We start from the raw sequence: 21,100 nt of genomic DNA, 5'->3' as shown, positions 1-21,100 counted from the left end.
GTATAATGGCAAGAAGAAAATTAGATCATTACAGGTTTAGTGAGCAGGCAGAAAATGTAGTTCAGGCAGGAAAATCGCTTTATTCAGAAGTAAAAGGCAACTGGAACAAGCTATATTTTAATAATGAAGGCCCGATTGTGGTGGAACTGGCCTGCGGGAAAGGTGAATATACGGTCGGACTTGGCCGGAAATTTCCTGAAAAGAATTTTATTGGCGTCGATATCAAAGGCGACCGAATTGCGCGTGGCAGTGCGTTGGCCTCCGAGCATAATTTATCCAATGTAGCTTTCCTCCGCGCAGGTATCCAATATTCGCACGAGTTTTTTGACAATGGGGAATTAAGCGAGATCTGGCTTATTCATCCCGATCCGCAAGTGCGCGACCGCAATGAGAAGTACCGGCTTACTAACCCCGAGTTTTTAGCTAAATATGCTGCATTTTTAAAGGAAGGAGGCATGTTTTTTCTTAAAACAGACAGCACGTTCCTTTACGAATACACTTTACAGACCATCGAAGAGGCGTCGAATTTTAAAATCATAGAGCATACCGACGATTTGTACCAGTCGCATTTGCTGGACGAGCACCACGGTGTGCGTACTCATTACGAAGCCATTTTCACCGCCAAAGGCTACACCATCAAATACATTAAAGCGCAATTGGCCTAGACCCTATTGCAAAGAAAAGGCCCGTTCCAGCTTTTGCCGGAACGGGCCTTTTCGTATTAAATGCCTGTTACTTCTGGATCAAACCAGCGAAGTAGTAAACGGTTCTCACGAGCTGAGACACGTATGACATTTCGTTATCATACCATGAAACGGTTCTAACAAGCTGAACGTCACCTACTTTTTGAACGCGAGTCTGCGTAGCGTCGAACAATGAACCGTAGCTGATACCGATGATATCGCTGCTCACGATTTCGTCTTCTGTGTAGCCGTAGCTTTCGTTAGCAGCAGCTTTCATTTCAGCATTGATTTCTTCCACAGTGGTTTCGCGGCCCAAAACAACTGTCAATTCGGTCAACGAACCTGTTAGCGTAGGAACACGCTGAGCAGAACCGTCCAATTTACCTTTCAAAGAAGGCAATACCAGGCCGATTGCTTTTGCAGCACCTGTGCTGTTGGGAACGATGTTTTGAGCAGCTGCTCTCGCTCTTCTCAAATCACCTTTCGGATGTGGTGCATCCTGGGTGTTCTGGTCGTTGGTGTAGGCGTGGATGGTTGTCATCAAGCCGTTTACGATGCCAAATTTGTTTTCCAACACCTGCGCCATTGGAGCAAGACAGTTGGTGGTACAAGAGGCACCGCTGATGATGGTTTCAGTGCCGTCAAGGATGTCGTGGTTCACATTGAACACGATTGTTTTCAGGTCACCGGTAGCAGGAGCGGAGATAACCACTTTTTTAGCACCCGCCTTAATGTGCGCGCCAGCAGATTCTGCACTGGTAAAGAAACCTGTACATTCCAGAACGACATCAACATCATGTTGAGCCCAGGGAATTTGTGCAGGGTCACGTTGCGCATAAATAACGATGTTTTCGCCGTTGACCACAATTGAATTGTCGGTAGGCTTAACATCTGCGTCGAAACGTCCTTGTGCAGTATCGTATTTAAGAAGATGTGCTAATACTTTTGGACTTGTCAAATCATTGATGGCTACGATATCGATGCCCTCCATGTTATAGATTTGACGGTAAACAAGGCGGCCGATACGGCCAAATCCATTGATTGCGACTTTTACTTTTGACATATCGAGGTAGATTGGTTATTTCAGCCGCAATATTAATAAAAATGTCTGCGGATGAAAAGCATTGAACAGAAATATAAGAAACTAAGTAAATAGATAAAATATTACTATTTAAGTTAGTAAATTACTAGAAAAATGCTAAAATTTAGTATTTTCATTTTTTGATTTTACTAATTATGGTGGTAATGCGTCGCTCGATTCTGTTTTGTTTTTACTTTGATGTTACTGTTATAACCTATAATATTGTAGTAGGGTTCTGGGGATTGGTGGTCTTACAGAGCTCGTCTCTTTGATTAAATATGATTACTCATCTGTTTTGTGTCGAAAATGTATATAACAGATTGATACACACCACTTTAAATGCATTTTATTAACTTTAAAATTTAACATGGATTTCGCTAACCAAATTGAAAATTACTGGACCAACCGGGAATTATTGAAAGAAGAATCAGCAAAGAACTTTATCCGCGATATAATTGAAGAGGTAGACAAAGGACGGCTTCGCGTAGCAGAACCGGATGCTAACGGCGGGTGGATTGTTAACGAAGCGCTAAAAAAAGCGATCATTCTTTACTTCCCAATCCAGCAGATGCAGGTTAGCGAAGTTGGCATTTTCGAATACCATGATAAAATGAAACTAAAATCGGGTTACGAGCAGCTAGGAGTGAGAGTAGTCCCGCCGGCCGTAGCCAGATACGGTGCCTATATTTCCAAAGGCGTGGTACTAATGCCATCTTATGTAAACATCGGTGCCTATATCGATGAAGGAACGATGGTCGATACCTGGGCAACAGTGGGAAGTTGTGCGCAAATTGGAAAGAACGTTCACCTAAGCGGTGGCGTAGGAATAGGAGGGGTACTCGAACCCGTTCAGGCAGCACCCGTCATTATTGAAGACGGTGCGTTTATCGGTTCACGTTGCATTGTCGTGGAAGGCGCCCGCATTGGAAAAAGAGCGGTTTTGGGTGCCGGAGTAACGATTACGGGCAGCTCGAAAATCATCGACGTTACCGGTAGCGAGCCTGTCGAATATAAGGGATATGTACCTGAGGACTGTGTTGTGATTCCCGGTACACTGCCGAAAGAGTTTGCCGCAGGCACCTATCACGTACCTTGCGCCCTGATCATCGGCAAGCGTAAACCAAGCACGGATCTCAAAACTTCCCTGAACGAAGCCCTCCGCGACAATAGCGTAGCCGTATAGTTCGCCGAATAATTCCCGAATAACACAACCTGAGTGCGACATGAGATCTTCGTGTCGCACTTATTTTTTGCGCAAACCAGTAGTTTACAAATATCTATCACTAACCCTGACACACAATTTAAAAAATGCAATCTTCTTGTTTAATTAATTAAATCAACAAATACGTTTCTAATTTACATTTGTAGTTGCTTCGAAAAGTACATTAATTTACTTTTGTAATAGCAATTATAAATCATAGCATGGATCTTACTGATAAAATTAAACAGATACTGGTTGACAAAAATATCACACCATCGCTCTTCGCGGATGAAATAGGCATACAGCGTTCGAGCATGTCACATATACTTGCGGGGCGCAACAAGCCGAGTCTGGATATGGTGCAGAAAATTATAAAGCGCTTTCCCGATTTGGGAATAAACTGGATTCTCGACGACGTGCCACTGCCGGTAATTGCCCCGGAAGCCGCAAATGAACCCGTCATAGAATCGCGTAAAAAAACAATTCCTGCGCCCCAGCCCGCACAACCGATTGTAGCGAAAGAAAAACCACCTGTTTTACCCGAAAAAAAGATCGAAAAAGTGCTTATTTTTTATTCAGACGGCACTTTTCAGGAGTTTAAACAAGGGTGACAAAATGGGGAGGTGGGATTCAAAATGCTGGGTTTACTTCAAAATCAGTACCGTGCCCGTGATTTCATGCTCTGGTGTCTTGATAATGTAGGGATAACTACCCGCAGGCACGGGGGAATTCTTGTAAGTACCATCCCACGCTTGGTCGTAACCACGGGACTGGAAAATGAGCTCTCCCCAACGGTTGTAAATCCGCATCTGCTCGATTCGCTCTTTCCCATTAAAGACCTGGAATGTATCATTGTGACCGTCGCCGTTCGGGGTAAAGGACGATGGGATAAACAGCGGCTTGATCATATATACCAACACGCTATCCTCGGTAACACAGCCGCTCAACGACGTCACGCGCAGATGGTACAGCTGTTCCGGTTGCACGGGCGTAATAGTGGCAACCTTCTCGCTTGCCGGGGATAGCAAACCATCAGGCGGCGACCAGGCATATGCATATGTCAGAGCCTCGGGACTGAGCAGCGGAATAACCGTACCATTCGTACCTTCGGGAATCCCCTTCTTTTCGGGCAACGCAACGGAAAATTCCTCGCGGCCAATTTCCATCGTATCCTTTCCTGCACAGCCTGGTATCTCGTCGTCGATCGTCAATATATATGTGCCCGGCTCTTTCACCGCCAGCCCGGGTCCCTTGGGTTCTAGCAGAACGGCCCCATTGTACCATGATAAATGTTCCCCGGGCGTTGTAACCCCTCCATTAGCAAGCAACACGATCGAATCGTTGGCACAGAGCATTTGCTTTTTTGCCGAGATCACCGCCGGAAGCGGATTCGTAAACGTCGCGTGTACGATAGACGATGCCGTATCCCGCGAACACTTCCTCGTGTAACTCTTCACCACCGAATAATTGCCCGAGTCCTGCACCATAATGCTGGCCCCGGTCGCGCCGGGAATGTTGAGCCCGTTGAGCTGCCATTGGTAGGACCAATCCGTCGCACTATCGGTATGAAGCTCCACGGGGGCTTCTGGGCAAAAACTCACTTCGGATACGTCATTGCCGTCCATCTTGATCACCGGTGGCTCCGGCTGATCGTCGCTGCAATCGATCACCAACAATTGAAAGTCTCTGCGGACAAGGCCGATCCGCTTCCCATTCCGGAATTCTTCGCATTGGACGGTAAATACATATAAGCCAAGGGCATTAGCGGTAACTGTCAGTTTGCCCGCAGCATCAATATGCAGCGGTTTAGGTCCGGGGATGACATTGGACAAACTAACACCGTTCGACCACGTTATCAGAGGGTAAACGCTCTTCGAAATACTATCGCCTGTTGTCACGCCTGGGGTGGTGGTGCCGCGCATTGGCGTCACGAGCGAATAACGCAATTCATCACCGTCCACATCGGTGGCGCTCATTCCCATAGAAAAAGCCTTGTTGGCGCAGATGTAGCTACCATTGGGCGCGACGAATTCCGGAGATGAGTTCGGGATGGAAAGGGGTGGGAATTCCAGGTAAAATACCATTCCGTTATCTCCCGGTTCTTTGATATTGTTGATATCATCATTGCGGCAGCAGCGCTCCCATACAATATAGTATCCGCCGGGATCACTATAATCGGCAGGGTCGAGATATATCGATCCTTTGTAATATCCAATGGAAGTGTTCAACGAACGGCTGCTTGCACAAGCCCGGTTTTGGTAGGTGATCTGCTCTGTGCTGAGATAGGCAAGCCTTACCGTGGCTTTATAACGCCTGTTACTTTTCTGGTAAATATACAAATCAGCACGCTCGTCCCGATTGCCGCCATTATCAGCTGTGGGTATTATCAGATTGTTTTGATCCCAGAACTGGATGAGCGAGATTTCGAACTGACCGCGAGGACCTGCCGGCTTCATCTGTAACTCGCCGCCAACAATATGATTCGCGTAAGTTAACGGTGTAAACCACCCCAGCACGGCAAAAAGAAGCAGTCGGAACCGTAGACCTTTCAACATACAGAGCGTGTTTTGATGAAGTCCGATGCCCGAAAATACTCAAATTACACTATATCACGAGATTAGGCATTGATTAAATTTTGCTGCCGGCAGCAAGCGGTAATTTAATTGTAGCCGGTTTGCAATTTTTGGCCCATACCGGACAGCACAGGATAGTATGGAATTCAAATACCAATACTATTGCAAATAATATAATTCAAATCATTAATTGTACATATCAAACATTAAAAATGGTATGTACCTGATGCCCAACCACTTTTGCTCCCGGCAACATATTTGAATTTTATTATTCTTTCCGGCCACTCCGGCCACGCGTTCTACTCAAAACCAACTGCCTATGACAAAAAACAGCACGTGAAGCCCATTTTGCAGGTCAAATCATTTTAACTATTCCAATCCTAGACGTATGAATCAACCTCGACAATTAAGATTCAACACCGGGCTGCGTCCGCTTTCTAAGCTGATGCTCGGCCAGGTGTTACTCGGTGTCGCACTCGCAGGCTTCCACCAGGCCCCGGCAACTGCCGCTCCGATGAAGGACCCGATTATGGTGACCGCCGACCGGTCCCTGGCCGGGAAAGTTACTGATGAAAATGGCGCCGGACTCCCCGGCGTAAGTATCGTTGTCAAAGGTTCCAGCACCGGGACGGTGAGCGATACGGAGGGCCGTTACACTATCAACGTACCTGAATCTGGAAGCCCACTTTTAGTTTTCTCTTTCGTCGGGTACGTACCAAAAGAGATTTCAGTGGGAAATCAGACTACTTTGGACGTTCAATTAGCCGTGGATAACAAAGCATTGGAAGAAGTGGTCGTGGTGGGTTACGGTACCCAGCGCAAGCGCGACATTACTTCGGCAGTATCCAACATCAATATGGACGATATTGGAGAAGTCCCTAAATCGAACGTCACCCGGATGATCCAGGGCCAGGCACCGGGGGTAATTATCAAACAAAAAAGCGGCACGCCGGGCCAGCAGTTCGAAGTGAAGGTACGCGGTATCAGTTCACTCGGGGCCGGTAGCGACCCATTGTATGTAATCGATGGATTTCCTGTCGGTATTTCCGTTGGGCAAAACCTGAACCCTAACGATATAGAAACCATCACGGTACTGAAAGACGCAGCTTCAACTGCCATTTACGGTGCCCGGGGTTCGAATGGCGTAGTGTTGATCACCACGAAATCCGCGAAGGAAGGTAAAACAAGCCTGAACGTATCCGTCGACCACGGGATTCAGAATGTCCCGAATTCGAGAAAGACCAAGGTGTTGAACGGCCAGGATTTTGCTCAGTTCAAGAAGGAGGTTTTCATCGGACGTTTTGTACTCGACAAAAAAAGACAGCCAACCAATGAGGAGATTCCCATTGACTTCCGAAATCCGGCAGACACTAAATATTCGACCAACTGGTTTGACCTGATTCTCAACAACAACGCCGCTTACACGGATGTAAACGTGTCGATGTCGTCCGGAAAAGGCCCCATCAAATCGATGGTTTCCATAGGTTACTACAAGGAGGAAGGTGCATTGAAGTACACCGACTACGATCGCGCCTCCGTCCGTACCAACCTCGCCGGCGACATTAATAAGTTCATTTCCATGGGGGTAAATATCGCAGGGAGCTACTCTCGGTCGAGCCTCGCAGCCACGGATGGCCGCAGCGCATTGGTGGGCCTCACGCTCATCAGCGACCCACGGTATCCGGCTTATGATCAGAAAGGTGATCTGATCCCGTACTACAACGGGGTCGGCGACATTTTCGGTTTCCCTAACCCGCTTTATCTGCTCAAAGCCATCGACCGTAGCAGGAACATCGCCGACGTCCTGGCTAATGGATACATTGACTTCAACATCGCCAAGGGATTGAAATTCAGGACCTCCGTGAACGCGAAGATCAACTATAACAAGTACAAGGAATATGTACCTTCAACGATCGGGCTTGCGATCGCCACAGGCACCAACGGCGCGCCTCCGCGGCTTGCTTCGGAACGCGACGATGTGGAAGAACTGCGCAACTACACCGCCGACCAGCTTCTGACTTATAACGTGAATTTTGGTGAAAACCATCACATGGATGCCATGGTTGGCTACACTGCCCAACAGGAGATCGTTAAGGGCTTGTACGGCTCAGGCAACACCTTCCCGGACGATCTTGCGCCATTCCTCGGCAATGCAACGATCCGTTCCTCCAATTCCATGGAGCGGAAATGGACAATGCTCGCCTACCTGGCGCGTTTGAACTACTCGTTCAAAGACCGTTACCTGCTCTCCGCGTCGTTTCGTCGCGAGGGAAGTTCCCGTTTCAGCGAAGGACACCAGTTCGGTAATTTCCCGGCAGTATCGGTTGGCTGGCGAATTTCGGAAGAACCATTTATTCCAAAAGCGGCATGGCTCACCGACCTGAAAGTCCGCGGTAGCTGGGGTATGACCGGTAACAATACCTACCAGGTAAGTGCCAATAACAACTTCGGTACCGGGCAAAATGCGGGCGACGATGGTAATTACGCCAGCCTCGCATTCCTGGGTCTGAACAACTATGTTTTCAATAACACATTGGCTTCCGGGAAAACGGTAACGCGGTTTGCAAACTCCGAGCTGACCTGGGAAAAATCAAATCAGCTGAATATCGGGCTCGATCTCTCGACTTTCAACAACCGACTTGTCTTTACTGCCGAGTACTACAAAAAGGTTACGGATGATATGCTCCTGGGTTACAGCATCCCCGCAGTATCCGGCTTCACTTCGACATTGAAAAATCTCGGTAAAGTTCAGAACCAAGGGGTGGAACTCGCGGCTAGCTATCGGATGAAGATCGGTCAGGTTAATTTCAGGACTAATGCCAACATCACGTTCAACCGCAGCAAAATCCTGGCGATCCGGGGGCAAAACGACTTTATACTTCAGGGAAGCCAGTACGGCGGTTATAACATCCAGCAGGTAGGCCGGCCGATCGGGATGATTTTCGGGTATAGAAAACTGGGAATTTTCAACACCCAGGCAGAAATCGACGCTTCGCCGGTTCAGGAAGGTGCCATACCGGGGGCTATGAAGTTTGCCGACCTCCATGGTGCAGCCGACGGCGGCCCCGACGGAATCGTTTCTTACGATACCAAGGATATGACCGAAATCGGTAATCCTAACCCGAAATTCAACTGGGGATGGACTGTTGGAGTTGACTACAAGCGCTTCGATGTGAGTGTGTTATTGATGGGCGCCCATAAATTCGACATTTACCGGAACATCGAGGCTTCGACGATGAACATGGATGGCGTTTTCAACGTGCTGGAAAAGGCGAAAGATCGCTGGCGTTCACCTGAAAACCCGGGCTCCAACCCAGGCGCGAAGAATTCGCAAGGCGGTACCGACTATTTCAAATGGTCACGCGAGAGCAGCGAGCGCTACGTGTACGACGGAAGCCATACCTGGGTTAAAAACGTCACAATCGGCTATACGCTTCCAAAATTAGGCGGTATTCTGTCGGATGCGCGGATTTTCATTAATGCGGCCAACCTGTTGCTGATCACCAAGTATCCGGGCAATAACCCCGATGCGGGTGTGCGTTCCGGTACCGAACTGAACAACGACGATGAGTCGTATCCGGTACCCAGAACGTTCTCCGCAGGCCTTAAAGTTAACTTCTAAAATCGACGAAGATGAAAAAAGCAACGATACTTGGAATCGCACTGGCGCTGTGTCTGTCGTCATGTAGCGAAGATTTCCTCAACCAGACGGACCCCACCAAAGTAGGCGTCGGCTTGTTCTATAAAAACGAAGAACAAGTGAAGCAGGCGCTAAGCGGTGTGTACAGCCAGATACAGGTCGTAACAAACACCGGCTATCTATTTGGCGAGTTTCAGACGGATAATACGACCATTGACCTAAACCCGTCTGACCGCGGTGGTGCTGGCGGCTGGGAGGCATTTGAATTTGCTACGGTAAACTCGGGAAATGGCGAAATAGCCACCCTTTGGAATAACTACTATGCCGCTATGTACAATTGCAACCTCACGTTGGAAAAAATGGTGGACGCAACAATGAGCGAAACCGGCAGAAAAGAGGTGGAAGGACAGCTCAAATTCCTTCGCGCGTATATGTATTTTAACCTCGTCCAGTATTTCGGGGATGTGGTCATCGTTACATCCACGCTCGTTGTGCCCGACCCGGCATTTGACCTGGTACGCTCGCCGCAGGCCGACGTTTGGGCACAAATTGAGAAGGACCTGAAAGACGCTGCCGCAGCATTACCGGCCAAGTACACCGCGGCAGGCGACAAGGGCCGTGTTACCAAAGGCGCTGCACTGAGCTTGCTAGGCAAGGCATATCTGACGCAAAAAAAATATGCTGACGCCACTGCGACACTCAAAGAAGTAACAACGCTCGGTTATGCATTGAATCCAAACTATGCCGACAATTTCGACCCGTCTCCCGCTAAGAAAAACGGCGTTGAATCCATTTTCGAAATCCAGTACCAGGGCGATAACGACCTGGGAGAGTGGAGTAACTTCCAATACGTGTTCGCACCGAGGGTATCGAAGGGGGCCGTGACAGGCTTCGCGGCAGGCACCAATGGCGGGCGGAATGTGCCTACCAACGACATCATGGCTGCCTACGAAAAGGGTGATTTGCGGAAAGATCTTTCCCTGAAACCCAATTTCAAACTGGATACCACCACTTACAAGGTGCCCTACGTGATCAAATACAGCTACCCGCATACGATCGTGAACCGCACCAATTCCAACTGGCCTGTACTGCGCTATGCCGATGTGCTGCTCATGCTGTCGGAAGCGATCAACGAGCAATCCGGCCCGACTGCCGAAGCTTTGGGATATCTCAACCAGATCCGGAAACGGGCGGGCCTGGCAGACCTGGCTCCTGCGGATAAAGTGGCCTTCCGAACGGCTGTTTTGAAAGAGAGAAGACTGGAACTGGCGTTCGAAAACCACCGCTGGTTTGATCTCAAAAGAACCAAAACACCGGCCGAGTGGGCGGCTTTCATGAATGCGCATGGTGCGCAGGAACGCGCGAATCCGACCGTCGCCAGGGGGAATGTACCGTTCAACTCGACAGACTACGTCTATACCGAGAACGAATACTTCTTGCCTTTGCCCGCGCCGCAAATTCTGATCAACCCGAAATTGGCCCAGAACCCGGGCTATTGATCCGTACGCGTGTTTTAATGCACAGGAGGGACATTCAATATGTCCCTCCTGTTAAATTTTATAACTAATCCGTGAAGCAGATCGTTATAATGCTGATAGTCTGCCCCGTACACAAAACACCTTTTATATAAACCATTTTAGAAAAACATGAATATTTATTATTTATAACAAGACAGAACAGGATACTATTCCCTTCGCTGCATTTTAGTATTGTATGATATTGCGGAATGTCCCGGCAGATATTCCTGAACCACTAACCCCTTGAACTTGTGTTACTCCAAGCAACCGAAACTTTCTGGCTTTGGCAATTTTTAGGACGATTGCACCCCTTACTGGTCCACTTTCCCATCGGACTTCTTTGCATTGCATTGCTTTTTGAGCTTATTGACTGGAAGCATAAATCGACCGTCTTACGTGATGGCACACGCATTATCACGTGGATCAGCGCCGCGAGTGCGGTACTGGCCGTGGCATTCGGCCTGCTGCTCGCCAGCTCCGAAGACTCCAGTGGCACCAACCTTGAAATCCATCGCTGGGCCGGGATCGCCACCATGGTGCTTTCCGTGGTTACCGCGTTCACGTTGCGCGCGGGCAACAGGAGCCTTTTTCGCGGATTGTTGTTTACCACCGTATTCGGGGTGTCATTTGCGGGCCATTATGGCGCGATGCTCACGCATGGCGAAGACTACCTCACGGAGGTATTGCCGGGAGGCGATAAAACAGTGGAGCCTGAAGGGGAGACAGAAGCTGACTTTGTACTCACTAACAATGGGGTATTAACACCTGAACAAATACAAAACCTGAATGTGGAAGTCAGGACGATCCTGGCGCACAACTGTTACAGCTGCCACGGCGAAGCTAAAATGAAAGGTGAGCTCCGGCTCGACAGCAAAGCCGCCATCATGAAAGGTGGCGAGGACGGCGTCGTGGTGGTGCCCAATCATCCCGACAAAAGTGAGCTCATCCGCCGCATTTCACTTCCAAAAGGCCATAAGGAAGCGATGCCCACAAAAGGTAAGCGACTGACAGATAAAGAAATAAAACTACTCGCATTCTGGATCGAGAAAGGTGCGCCATGGCCCGATGGCAAGGAAAAAAGCATTTATCGCGTAGCTGAACTCGCACCGCGCACCCCACAGGTACCTGCCGCTACCGCGGAGCTTAATAAGCCTGTCGATCTTTTTGTGAATGCCTATTTCCAGAAGAACAAGGGAAGCTGGAAACCCGTGGTGGACGACCGTACCTATATCCGCCGCGTCTACCTCGATATTATAGGCCTGCTTCCGCCTCCGGAAAAGGTCGACGCATTTGTGGCAAATACGCGTCCCGACAAGCGTGAACAACTCGCAAAGGAGCTTCTGACCGAAAACGACGCTTATGCACAACATTGGATGACGTTCTGGAACGACGCGCTCCGCAACGATTACGACGGAACCGGCTACATTACCGGCGGTCGCTTCGGCATTTCCAAATGGCTTTACGCAAGTTTGCTCGACAACAAGCCTTACAACTGGTTTGTGAAAGAACTGATCAGCCCCAATAAAGAATCCGAAGGCTTTATTAAAGGCATTAAATGGCGGGGAACGATCAATTCCAGCCAGCGCACCGAAATGCAGGCGGCCCAAAACGTTGCACAGGTATTTTTGGGATTAAACCTAAAATGTGCTTCCTGCCATGACAGTTTCATCAGCGACTGGAAACTGGCCGACGCCTATGCATTTGCGAACATCTTCGCCGACACTTTGCTTGAAATTAACCGTTGCGACAAACCTACCGGCAAAATCGCAGGGACCCGCATTTTGTATCCCGAGCTGGGTGAGATAGAAGTCAACGCAAAAACCGAACAGCGTCTCCGCCAGCTGGCCGATTTCCTCGTACAGCCCAAAGACGGGAGATTGTATCGCACGCTTGTGAACCGCGTGTGGGCACAGTTGATGGGGCGCGGCATTGTGGAGCCAGTGGATGCGATGGACAATATGCCGTGGAGCCAGGACCTGCTCGACTGGCTGGCGTCGGACTTTGTAACAAATGGCTATGATGTCAAAAAGCTTATTTATACCATTGTCACATCGAAAACTTATCAGTTGCCGTCGTCTTCGGCGAAAGAAGCGGGGGACATTATGGCTTCCGACTTCAAGTTTACCGGCATGGTACGCAGAAGGCTCACCGCTGAGCAATTCGCGGACGCTATCAGCACGAGCTTCACGCCAATGTATGCCGACACGGCGCTCGCGTTGAAAAAGCTTCCGGAAGACATTAAGTCGCGCCTGCCGTTCCCGCGCGCGGCCTTCGTAAAAAACGATCCATTCCTTACTTCGCTCGGACGGCCCAACCGCGAGACCGTTAGTACCGGCCGAACTTCCCAGGCGAACCTACTCCAGGCATTGGAGCTCACAAACGGGTCGAAATTCACCGAGACGCTCAAAGCGGGATCGAAGGCCTGGAAGTCGCAGTACCCAACATCCGACTCGCTCGTGACAGCTCTTTACCGAAAAGCACTGGGCCGGGCACCGGTAGCGAAAGAGCTGGCCGCAGCCAAAAAGATCCTCGGCCCGACGCCAAGCGAGGAAGGGATTCAGGACCTCGTTTGGGCGATTGCGCTCGTGCCCGAGTTTCAGCTGATATATTAAATGTGTTATACAGATTAAACATATCTAAAATATCAAATGAACAGGACTTTAAATACATCAGAAATATTTTTAATATATAGAAAGAATAAAAAATTAAGTACTTATTATAATTAATAAAAGTATTTAAAGTATAAAATGCATTAATACATAACATATTGAAATACAAACATTTAAAATAAACACCGAAATGAATATCCAATGGAATAGGAGGGAGTTCTTACAACGGGCCAGTGCAGCTACATTGGCGGCATTGGCGGCCGGAGCACCCGTATCAAACCTGCTCACCTCTTGCAGGGGTAAGGCAGGAGCCAATTCTTCGGCGGACACTGTGATACTTTTATGGATGGCAGGCGGCATGGCCCACACTGAAACTTTCGATCCGAAAGTCTACACACCGTTCGAAAAAGACATGGAAGGCAATCGCGTTTTGAGCACATTCAAATCGCTCCCCACCAAGCTCGACGGCATCCATTTCTCCGACGGCTTGCAGTCGATAGGGCAGGTGATGGACAAGGGGACGCTCATCCGTTCTTACGTCGCTGCCGACATGGGACACATCCTGCACTCGCGCCACCAGTATCATTGGCACACCTGCTATGAACCGCCCCAAACGGTGGCAGCACCGCACATGGGCTCGTGGATTGCCAAGGAACTCGGGCCCAAAAACCCGGTGATACCGGCATTCATCGATATCGGTCAGCGCTTTACCGTGGGCGAGGCCGAAGAGCTAAAAGCCTTTCATACCGCCGGATTTCTCGGCAACGAGTTCGGGCCGTTTTTTATTCCCGATCCAAGCCAGGGCCTCGACAGCGTGCGCCCGCCAGTGGGGATGGACGCCAAACGCTTCGAGCGGCGCAATCAACTGTACAACGAATTGATCAACAACAGCCCGGTAGGAGAGTTTGGCAGTGATTACCAGCGCGAATCGTTGAAACGCTCGATGGAACAGGCCTATGCACTGCTCAATTCACCGGAATCGAAAGCATTCGACCTCAGTACCGAACCTAAAAAGAGTTACGACATTTATAACACCGGCCGCTTCGGCCTGGGCTGCCTGCTGGCCCGCCGGTTAACCGAACAAGGCGCGCGGTTCATTAGTGTTACCACCGAATACGAGCCGTTCAAGGGCTGGGATACGCATGAGAACGGCCATACGCGTTTGCAGGATATGAAAAAGCAGATCGACGGACCCATTGCCCAGCTTATCAAAGACCTCGACGAAAAAGGTTTGCTCGACCGTACGATGGTCGTGCTTGCGAGCGAGTTCAGCCGCGATATGATGGTGGAAGGTCGGCCGGACGCGAAGGTGAAAGAGCAGGTAGCCCAGCCGGACATTCTCTCTGATCTCAAATTTTACGGGATGCACCGCCATTTCACGGATGGTTGCTCGATGCTCATGTTTGGCGGCGGGATCAAAAAGGGCTTTGTTTACGGCAAAACCGCCGACGAACGCCCTTGCAAAACCATCGAAAACCCGGTCAAGATCGACGGAATCCATCAGACGATCTACCATGCACTGGGCATCCCGCCGGATACGCAATACGAAATCGAAAAGCGGCCATTCTATACAACTCCTGACGGGAAGGGTTTGGCCGTGAAGGAGTTGCTGGTGTGATTTTCCGGTGCGCGTTACCTGGGCTCTGCAAAAGAGCCTATTGCATTCCTGAAATAGTGTAGATAGGTGTAGACGGATGGTACGTCCAAGTGCGTGCCATCCGTCGTTCTGTACTCGTTACAGGAAGGGACTTGAATGAAATCGCATTTCATAGGCACAAACGCTTCCCTAATTGCTGCCCTGCTCTGTGTAACCTGCTTGGCATAGCATAAAGACGAATCGACAGGCAATTCAAACAGTACCACGTGGCTGCCTTTCTTTTGAAAGTACAAAACAAGTTCCTTCAATTTTTCAACCTGTTTTTTCAAGGCCTTTTCTTCCAGAGGGACGTTGTTCTTTTCCAATTGCACTGCCAGCATTGTTTTATAGCTCTTTTCATCCCTTGGAGCCTCCACCTGACTGAGAAGGTCTGCATTGGTGGGTTTCTTCGAACGTATTCGATATAGCAGCTCAATCGGTTGGTAGTTGTCGCGCCACGATTTGATATATTTTTTTAGATTCATTGTCACGGGCGAAAAAATTGCGCTGTGAAGTTCAGGGTCTTCGTTCCGCATTAACACATTGGTTTCAATGAAAAGGTTTTTGGGCGCGCAGCCGGATTCCTTGAGAATCAGCAAGCCATCAAAAAGCGACTGGCCGTTCAGGGATAAATTATAGAGATCGGCTGGCAAGCTGTCTTTTGAAATTTTATTGGTCAGCCGGGCCGCCATGGACGAACCTACCATCACATTAGCATATTCCTTGGTGCGAAATACGAAGTTGTTAGCTACAATGCGGTTGGCATGCCATTGATTCTGGCCCAAAGTCCACCACACGTCAACGCTACGAATGAAGACTTCATAAAGAACAACCAAAACAACGAAGAACAATAAAGACTTTTTCACTTAATGGAAGATTTAAGAAGACAGTATGTGCTAAAACTGAAAGTAGATGAAATCACCGCTAATACCGCTGTTCGTCACGATCATAAACAACATCAGGCCGTGAGCGTAAGCTTCAAAATTTGACCAGCGCAAGACATCAGGCATTAGATTTTTACTTAAATACAACAAGTGGTATGCGATCACGGGCAGCGAATACATCAGCACGTAAGCTATCGAGCTCATACTCGGAGCCACATGAGTATTATTGAAAATCGCCGCGACATACTTGACGACGTCCGATATGTTAGTCAATTTGAAGAACAGCCATGCAAAGGTGACAAACATAAAGACCAGGAGGCCGGATAATATGTTCATAAAAACCGGCATCGCTTTATCTTTCTGCTTTCCATGATCCTTAACAAAGCGCTCTATTGCCAGCGCGCATCCATGAAATGCTCCCCAGATAGCATAGCTCCACGCGGCTCCATGCCAAAGCCCCCCCAGCAGCATAGTAACAAACAGGTTCAAATAGGTACGAAAAGGCCCACGTCTGTTACCACCAAGCGGTATATACAGATACTCTTTCAAAAAAGTCGACAATGAAATATGCCACCGGCGCCAGAACTCAGAGAAAGACGTCGAGATGTAGGGAAAATCAAAGTTTTTTTCCAGCTTATAGCCAAACAAGCCAGCTATACCCAACGCGATGAGAGAATAGCCTGCAAAATCAGCAAAGATTTGTATCGAGTAACCAAACAGTAAAACAATCAGTTCAATTGACGATTTCACCTCGAAATAGGGGTATTGGATCCAAAAAGTATGCTGACTTAATTGATCCGCTATCACCATTTTGAGAAAGTATCCGGTAACCAGATTGCGATAACAAAACTCCCACGGAATATCCTTAAAAAACTTCTCCTTGATTTGCGGCAGAAAATGATGCGCCTTCAGAATGGGACCGGCGATCAAATGGGGAAAGAATGCGACGAAGAAAGTTGTATGCATTGCATGTGTTCCCAGGGATGGTATCACTAAGTTTTCTGACTTGGCTTCATCCCTTCCCCGATATGCATCCACTAACAGGGTTATCCCCTCGAATGTAAAGAATGAAATTCCAATAGGCAGCGGTATCTGAATCAGGAATGCGCCTATTCCATTACCTGCATTAAAAAAAGTGCTGCCGATCAGCGGACTGTATTTAAAAAACGCAAGTATGGAAAGGTTAAAAATAACTCCAATCGTCAATACAGTTTTTTGAGTGCTGCGCTTTCCGTATACTACGCTGTAACTTGATATGACATTGATCAGGACGGAAAACAGAAATAGTAACAGCAACTTCGGATTGGCATATCCGTAGAATATAAGGCTCGCCACTATGAGAATCTGTACCTGGTAACGCCTGAAAATGGATAAGTAGTAGATAGCAAACGATGCTATGGTTAGTGTGAGAAACTCAAAACTATTGAACAACATATGGTCCGAAACTGATAAAAAGATTGGTAGGCGAAAGGCTCTAAATAAATGCTAAAATATGTAAACTCGTAACAAAATCTTAGTCACCGGGGCAATCAATTGATTTTAAGGATAGGAAAATCCACAAGGCGACCGCAAGATGCTATACGCCCACGCGCAAAAACCCTCCGTGCAGCCAGCAGAGCGACCGCGACATGCCCCCTGCATCCTCCTGAAAAGCCCTTCCTTAATATAAGATATATCCAAAAAACTCATGTTTATTAAATATTAATCAAAACCAGACACAGCAGGACAGTCTGTTCTTGCATTCCTTCTAGTATTGCATAAATATTACTTTAAGCATGAATAATTGTCTTTTATACGTCACAAAGACATTTATTTCTTAGAGTACTCCAATCTTCATCAACGATAGCACTGCCAACTTTCAGGCCAAACAAACTCTGCATTTTCCCAACCCGACTATATGTTCACTTAAACCGATGACTATGAGAATAGAGAGCTTAACCGATTAACCTTGCCTCCCGGATGTTTTGGACAATGCTCCGGGCCTCTGCTAATTACTAAATCTAAAAATGAAGCTTATGAATCAATTTCGCCAATCTCCTTATTGTGCACGATTGAATTCGATCCTGAAACTTTCCGTGGGCCAGGCGCTCATCGGGGTTGCTTGCGGATTCAATGCAATGGCCGATAATAGTATCAATCTTAACCCGCTGGTTGTAAGCAGCAATGTCACCGCCGACCGGACGATCAAGGGAAAGGTTACCGACGACACCGGTGAAAAACTGCCGGGTGTGAGCGTGGTCCTCAAAGGTACCACGACAGGAACGGTATCCGATGCCGACGGCGTGTATACCATCAACATTCCTGACAGGGGTGGGGTACTCATCTTCTCGTCAGTCGGTTTCCTCACGCAGGAAGTTCCTGTCGGAGCGGGCTCCACAATCGATATCAAACTCGCTCCTGACGCCAAAGCGCTGACAGAGGTCGTGGTGGTGGGTTATGGTAGCCAGTTGAAAAAGGAAATTACAGGTTCGGTGCAAACCGTCAAAAGTGAGGAATTGAAAGATATTCCTGTTTCGCAGGTAACTCAAAAACTGCAAGGACGTCTTGCGGGGGTGCAGATCAACCAAACGACCGGTAAGCCGGGGCAGGGGATGTCTGTACGTATACGCGGGCAGGTGTCGGTTACCGCTGGTAGCGACCCGCTTTACGTGATCGACGGTTTTCCGATCACCGGTACCATCGGTCAGATGAACCCGGATGAAATAGAGGACATTACCATTCTGAAAGATGCCGCATCGACGTCTCTTTACGGTTCGCGTGCAGCTAACGGCGTTGTGTTGATCACGACCAAGCGCGGTACACCGGGCAAGACGAGCGTTAGTTTCAGTGCTTTTGCCGGTATTCAGAAAGTACCGATGAGAGGTCGCGTTAAAATGCTGAATGCAGAAGAATTCGCGCAGTTCAAAAAAGAAATGTTCGAAGATGAGAACAAAACAGTACCTGCCGAATTCCAGGATCCTTCCAAATACCGTGGCAAAGACAACGACTGGTACGACGCATTGCTTCGCACGGCACCGATCCAGAGCTACAACCTGAGTATCAGCTCTAATAAGGAAAACATGCGCACATCGCTCGTGGCCGGGGTTTTCAATCAGAAAGGGGTTGTTTTGAATAACAACTATAAAAGGTATTCACTGCGGATGAATTCTGAATACGACATTTCCAACACAGTGAAAATCGGCTTCAATGTCGCCCCGCAATTTGTATATGACAATACCCCCAGGACCGACGGTGACCGCGGAACGGGCGTGCTCTTCAATGCATTGCATACGTGGCCGGTGATGCCGATCCGCGATGCCAACGGCGATTTGACGAAGTTCAATACGTTCCCTGGAAGCACGGGCAATATCTTCAACTACCCGAACTGGGTGCGCGCCGCCAATGAGCTTACCAATGAAACGAAGATCAACAAGTTGCTGGGTAACACGTATATCCAGTACAACCCGATCAAAGGCCTGACGTTGAAATCGACATTGAACGTGGAAATGGAGAGCAATAAGTTCTTCTTTTTCAACCCGTCGACTGCTACGAGCGCGATCAACGTCCCGATTCCAACCACTGCCGTTTCGATCCGTCAGAACTATCAGAACTTCTCATGGCTGAACGAAAACCTGGCAACTTACAGCCACAGCTTCAATGAAAAGCATAATTTCGAATTGCTGGCTGGTTTTACCCAACAACGTTTCCGTCAGGAGTTCGACCGTATCACGGCTAACACCTACACCGATGACCGCCTTCCGACTATCCAGGGTGCAATCAACATCGACCGCGGTGGAAACTTTAACGTGAACGGCATTTCCGGTTCCAACACTTTCAACGGTGCCAATGAATGGGCATTGATGTCGTACATCTCACGTTTGACTTACAACTACAAAGGCAAGTACCTCTTCACTGCTGCGGTACGTGCGGATGGTTCTTCACGCTTCGGCTCGAACAACCGCTGGGGTACGTTCCCGTCGGCATCGGTGGGCTGGGTAATCTCGGACGAGAACTTCATGCAGTCGATCCCGAAAGTTTCCTTTGCCAAATTCCGCGCGAGCTACGGGGTGATTGGGAACAACAACATCGGTAACTACACGCAGTATGCTTTGGTGAACAACACGACCAACGCCGTTTTCGGAAGCACGGTGGCCACCGGTGCACAGGTGACTTCGCTCTCGAACTCCAACCTCGGCTGGGAAACTACCAAGCAATTCGACGCAGGCCTTGACCTGGGGCTCTTCAACGACCGCATCCAGTTCATTTACGATTTCTACACCAAACGGACCACCAACCTGCTTTACGCGGTACAGGTTCCGCAGGAATCAGGTTTTACCAACTATAACGACAACATCGGAGAGATCAAATTCTGGGGACATGAATTTTCGCTTACCACCCGTAACCTCATGGGCAAGTTGAAATGGACAACTAATGCGAACATTTCGATCAACCGTAACAAAGTAATGGAACTTGCACCGGGTATCGACCGCGTGTATGGTACATTCCACATTACGCAGGTAGGTCAACCATTCGGTCAGTTCTACGGTCTAGTTAAACAAGGTTTCTACATGAGCAAAGAAGAACTGGCGGGCAGTCCGATCATTCCAGGCCGCTCGGCGATCGGTACCATCAAGTTCAAAGACGTGAATGGTGATGGCGTGATTACCAACGGTGGTGATGCCGACGACCGGACCATCATCGGTAACCCGTTCCCCAAATTCACCTACGGTCTTACCAACACTTTCAGCTATGGAAACTGGGATCTATCGATCACAGGATCGGGATCGCAGGGTAACCAGCTATGGGTGCGCCACTTGTACAGCACTGCCAACCTCGACGGTGTATTCAATATGGTGGCAGGGGCCAAAGACCGCTTCCGCGTGAAAAACGGACCGAACCCCGTAACCGGCGCGCAAGAGGCCCAGACAGTGATCACACCAGGTAAAGGCATGTACGGTGCTACCAATAACGGCGGTAACTTCACCGGTATCGAACGCGACTGGGCAAGCTCTCACTTCCTGGCAAATGCTTCTTATTTTACACTCAAAAACATTACGCTTGGTTATCAATTGGGTGGTATCAATAAGTTTTTCAAATCGGCGCGCTTGTATGCGAGCGTACAGCAGGTATATGTTTTCACCAAATATTGGGGCGGACCTAACCCTGAAACCAGCGCACAAGGTGACGGACAAGGCGATGGCGGTAACCTGAGCCAGGGTATAGACCTCTCAAACTACCCGGTGCCACGTACATGGACGCTCGGTGTGAACCTGAACTTCTAAGCCTGACTTGTAAAA

12 protein-coding genes are annotated in these 21,100 nt (G+C 48.7%); 8 read left to right on the top strand and 4 right to left on the bottom strand.

The annotated features are described in order from the left end of the window. Nucleotides 1-5 precede the first annotated feature (5 nt). Nucleotides 6-665 (top strand): tRNA (guanosine(46)-N7)-methyltransferase TrmB, encoded by a 660-nt coding sequence (gene trmB / locus IEY24_RS06660; protein ID WP_188929864.1) that lies wholly within the window; start codon nt 6-8, stop codon nt 663-665. A 67-nt stretch (nt 666-732) separates the two neighbouring features. Here the strand turns inward: trmB and gap are convergent, their stop codons facing one another. Then, nucleotides 733-1,746: a type I glyceraldehyde-3-phosphate dehydrogenase gene (gene gap, locus IEY24_RS06655; RefSeq protein ID WP_188929862.1), complete on the bottom strand. Its 1,014-nt coding sequence runs from the start codon at nt 1,744-1,746 to the stop codon at nt 733-735. A gap of 385 nt (nt 1,747-2,131) precedes the next feature. Between gap and IEY24_RS06650 the strand changes: the two genes are divergently transcribed. Then, nucleotides 2,132-2,947 (top strand): 2,3,4,5-tetrahydropyridine-2,6-dicarboxylate N-succinyltransferase, encoded by an 816-nt coding sequence (locus IEY24_RS06650; RefSeq protein WP_188929860.1) that lies wholly within the window; start codon nt 2,132-2,134, stop codon nt 2,945-2,947. A gap of 239 nt (nt 2,948-3,186) precedes the next feature. After that, nucleotides 3,187-3,576, top strand: coding sequence for a helix-turn-helix transcriptional regulator (locus IEY24_RS06645; RefSeq protein ID WP_188929858.1), 390 nt, complete (start codon nt 3,187-3,189; stop codon nt 3,574-3,576). Nucleotides 3,577-3,609: 33 nt separating this feature from the next. On the opposite strand, the gene IEY24_RS06640 is transcribed toward IEY24_RS06645, so the two are convergent. Continuing rightward, nucleotides 3,610-5,520: a T9SS type B sorting domain-containing protein gene (locus tag IEY24_RS06640; RefSeq protein ID WP_188929856.1), complete on the bottom strand. Its 1,911-nt coding sequence runs from the start codon at nt 5,518-5,520 to the stop codon at nt 3,610-3,612. A gap of 406 nt (nt 5,521-5,926) precedes the next feature. On the opposite strand from IEY24_RS06640, the gene IEY24_RS06635 reads away from it, so the two are divergent. From IEY24_RS06635 to IEY24_RS06620, 4 genes are all read left to right on the top strand, one after another. Further along, entirely contained in the window at nt 5,927-9,160 is a 3,234-nt protein-coding gene (locus IEY24_RS06635; protein WP_426294510.1) for a SusC/RagA family TonB-linked outer membrane protein, read from the top strand. Nucleotides 9,161-9,171: 11 nt separating this feature from the next. Further along, complete coding sequence (locus tag IEY24_RS06630; protein WP_188929854.1) at nt 9,172-10,677, top strand: RagB/SusD family nutrient uptake outer membrane protein; 1,506 nt, start codon at nt 9,172-9,174, stop codon at nt 10,675-10,677. Nucleotides 10,678-10,997: 320 nt separating this feature from the next. Continuing rightward, the gene (locus IEY24_RS06625; protein ID WP_188932216.1) at nt 10,998-13,307 is read left to right on the top strand and encodes a DUF1549 domain-containing protein; all 2,310 of its coding nucleotides are present in this window, start codon (nt 10,998-11,000) and stop codon (nt 13,305-13,307) included. A 187-nt stretch (nt 13,308-13,494) separates the two neighbouring features. Then, entirely contained in the window at nt 13,495-14,922 is a 1,428-nt protein-coding gene (locus IEY24_RS06620; RefSeq protein WP_188929852.1) for a DUF1501 domain-containing protein, read from the top strand. Between the two features lie 14 nt (nt 14,923-14,936). Here the strand turns inward: IEY24_RS06620 and IEY24_RS06615 are convergent, their stop codons facing one another. Together IEY24_RS06615 and IEY24_RS06610 are read right to left on the bottom strand one after the other, a co-directional pair. Further along, nucleotides 14,937-15,806: a hypothetical protein gene (locus tag IEY24_RS06615; RefSeq protein WP_188929850.1), complete on the bottom strand. Its 870-nt coding sequence runs from the start codon at nt 15,804-15,806 to the stop codon at nt 14,937-14,939. A gap of 30 nt (nt 15,807-15,836) precedes the next feature. Next, nucleotides 15,837-17,258: an MBOAT family O-acyltransferase gene (locus IEY24_RS06610; RefSeq protein WP_188929848.1), complete on the bottom strand. Its 1,422-nt coding sequence runs from the start codon at nt 17,256-17,258 to the stop codon at nt 15,837-15,839. Nucleotides 17,259-17,839: 581 nt separating this feature from the next. Between IEY24_RS06610 and IEY24_RS06605 the strand changes: the two genes are divergently transcribed. Then, a complete protein-coding gene (locus tag IEY24_RS06605) occupies nt 17,840-21,085 on the top strand; it encodes a SusC/RagA family TonB-linked outer membrane protein (RefSeq protein ID WP_188929845.1) in 3,246 nt (1,081 codons plus the stop codon). The last annotated feature ends 15 nt before the right edge of the window (nt 21,086-21,100 follow it).

The sequence above is a fragment of the Dyadobacter endophyticus genome, assembly GCF_014641595.1.
In the GTDB taxonomy this organism is placed as follows: Bacteria; Bacteroidota; Bacteroidia; order Cytophagales; family Spirosomataceae; genus Dyadobacter; species Dyadobacter endophyticus.
This window is presented reverse-complemented; position numbering and strand designations above follow the sequence as displayed.

Excerpts from the sequence above, each read along its gene's own strand:
- trmB (WP_188929864.1), top strand. The coding sequence starts at position 6 with ATGGCAAGAAGAAAATTAGATCATTACAGGTTTAGTGAGCAGGCAGAA.
- gap (WP_188929862.1), bottom strand. The coding sequence starts at position 1,746 with ATGTCAAAAGTAAAAGTCGCAATCAATGGATTTGGCCGTATCGGCCGC.
- IEY24_RS06650 (WP_188929860.1), top strand. The coding sequence starts at position 2,132 with ATGGATTTCGCTAACCAAATTGAAAATTACTGGACCAACCGGGAATTA.
- IEY24_RS06645 (WP_188929858.1), top strand. The coding sequence starts at position 3,187 with ATGGATCTTACTGATAAAATTAAACAGATACTGGTTGACAAAAATATC.
- IEY24_RS06640 (WP_188929856.1), bottom strand. The coding sequence starts at position 5,520 with ATGTTGAAAGGTCTACGGTTCCGACTGCTTCTTTTTGCCGTGCTGGGG.
- IEY24_RS06635 (WP_426294510.1), top strand. The coding sequence starts at position 5,927 with ATGAATCAACCTCGACAATTAAGATTCAACACCGGGCTGCGTCCGCTT.
- IEY24_RS06630 (WP_188929854.1), top strand. The coding sequence starts at position 9,172 with ATGAAAAAAGCAACGATACTTGGAATCGCACTGGCGCTGTGTCTGTCG.
- IEY24_RS06620 (WP_188929852.1), top strand. The coding sequence starts at position 13,495 with ATGAATATCCAATGGAATAGGAGGGAGTTCTTACAACGGGCCAGTGCA.
- IEY24_RS06610 (WP_188929848.1), bottom strand. The coding sequence starts at position 17,258 with ATGTTGTTCAATAGTTTTGAGTTTCTCACACTAACCATAGCATCGTTT.
- IEY24_RS06605 (WP_188929845.1), top strand. The coding sequence starts at position 17,840 with ATGAATCAATTTCGCCAATCTCCTTATTGTGCACGATTGAATTCGATC.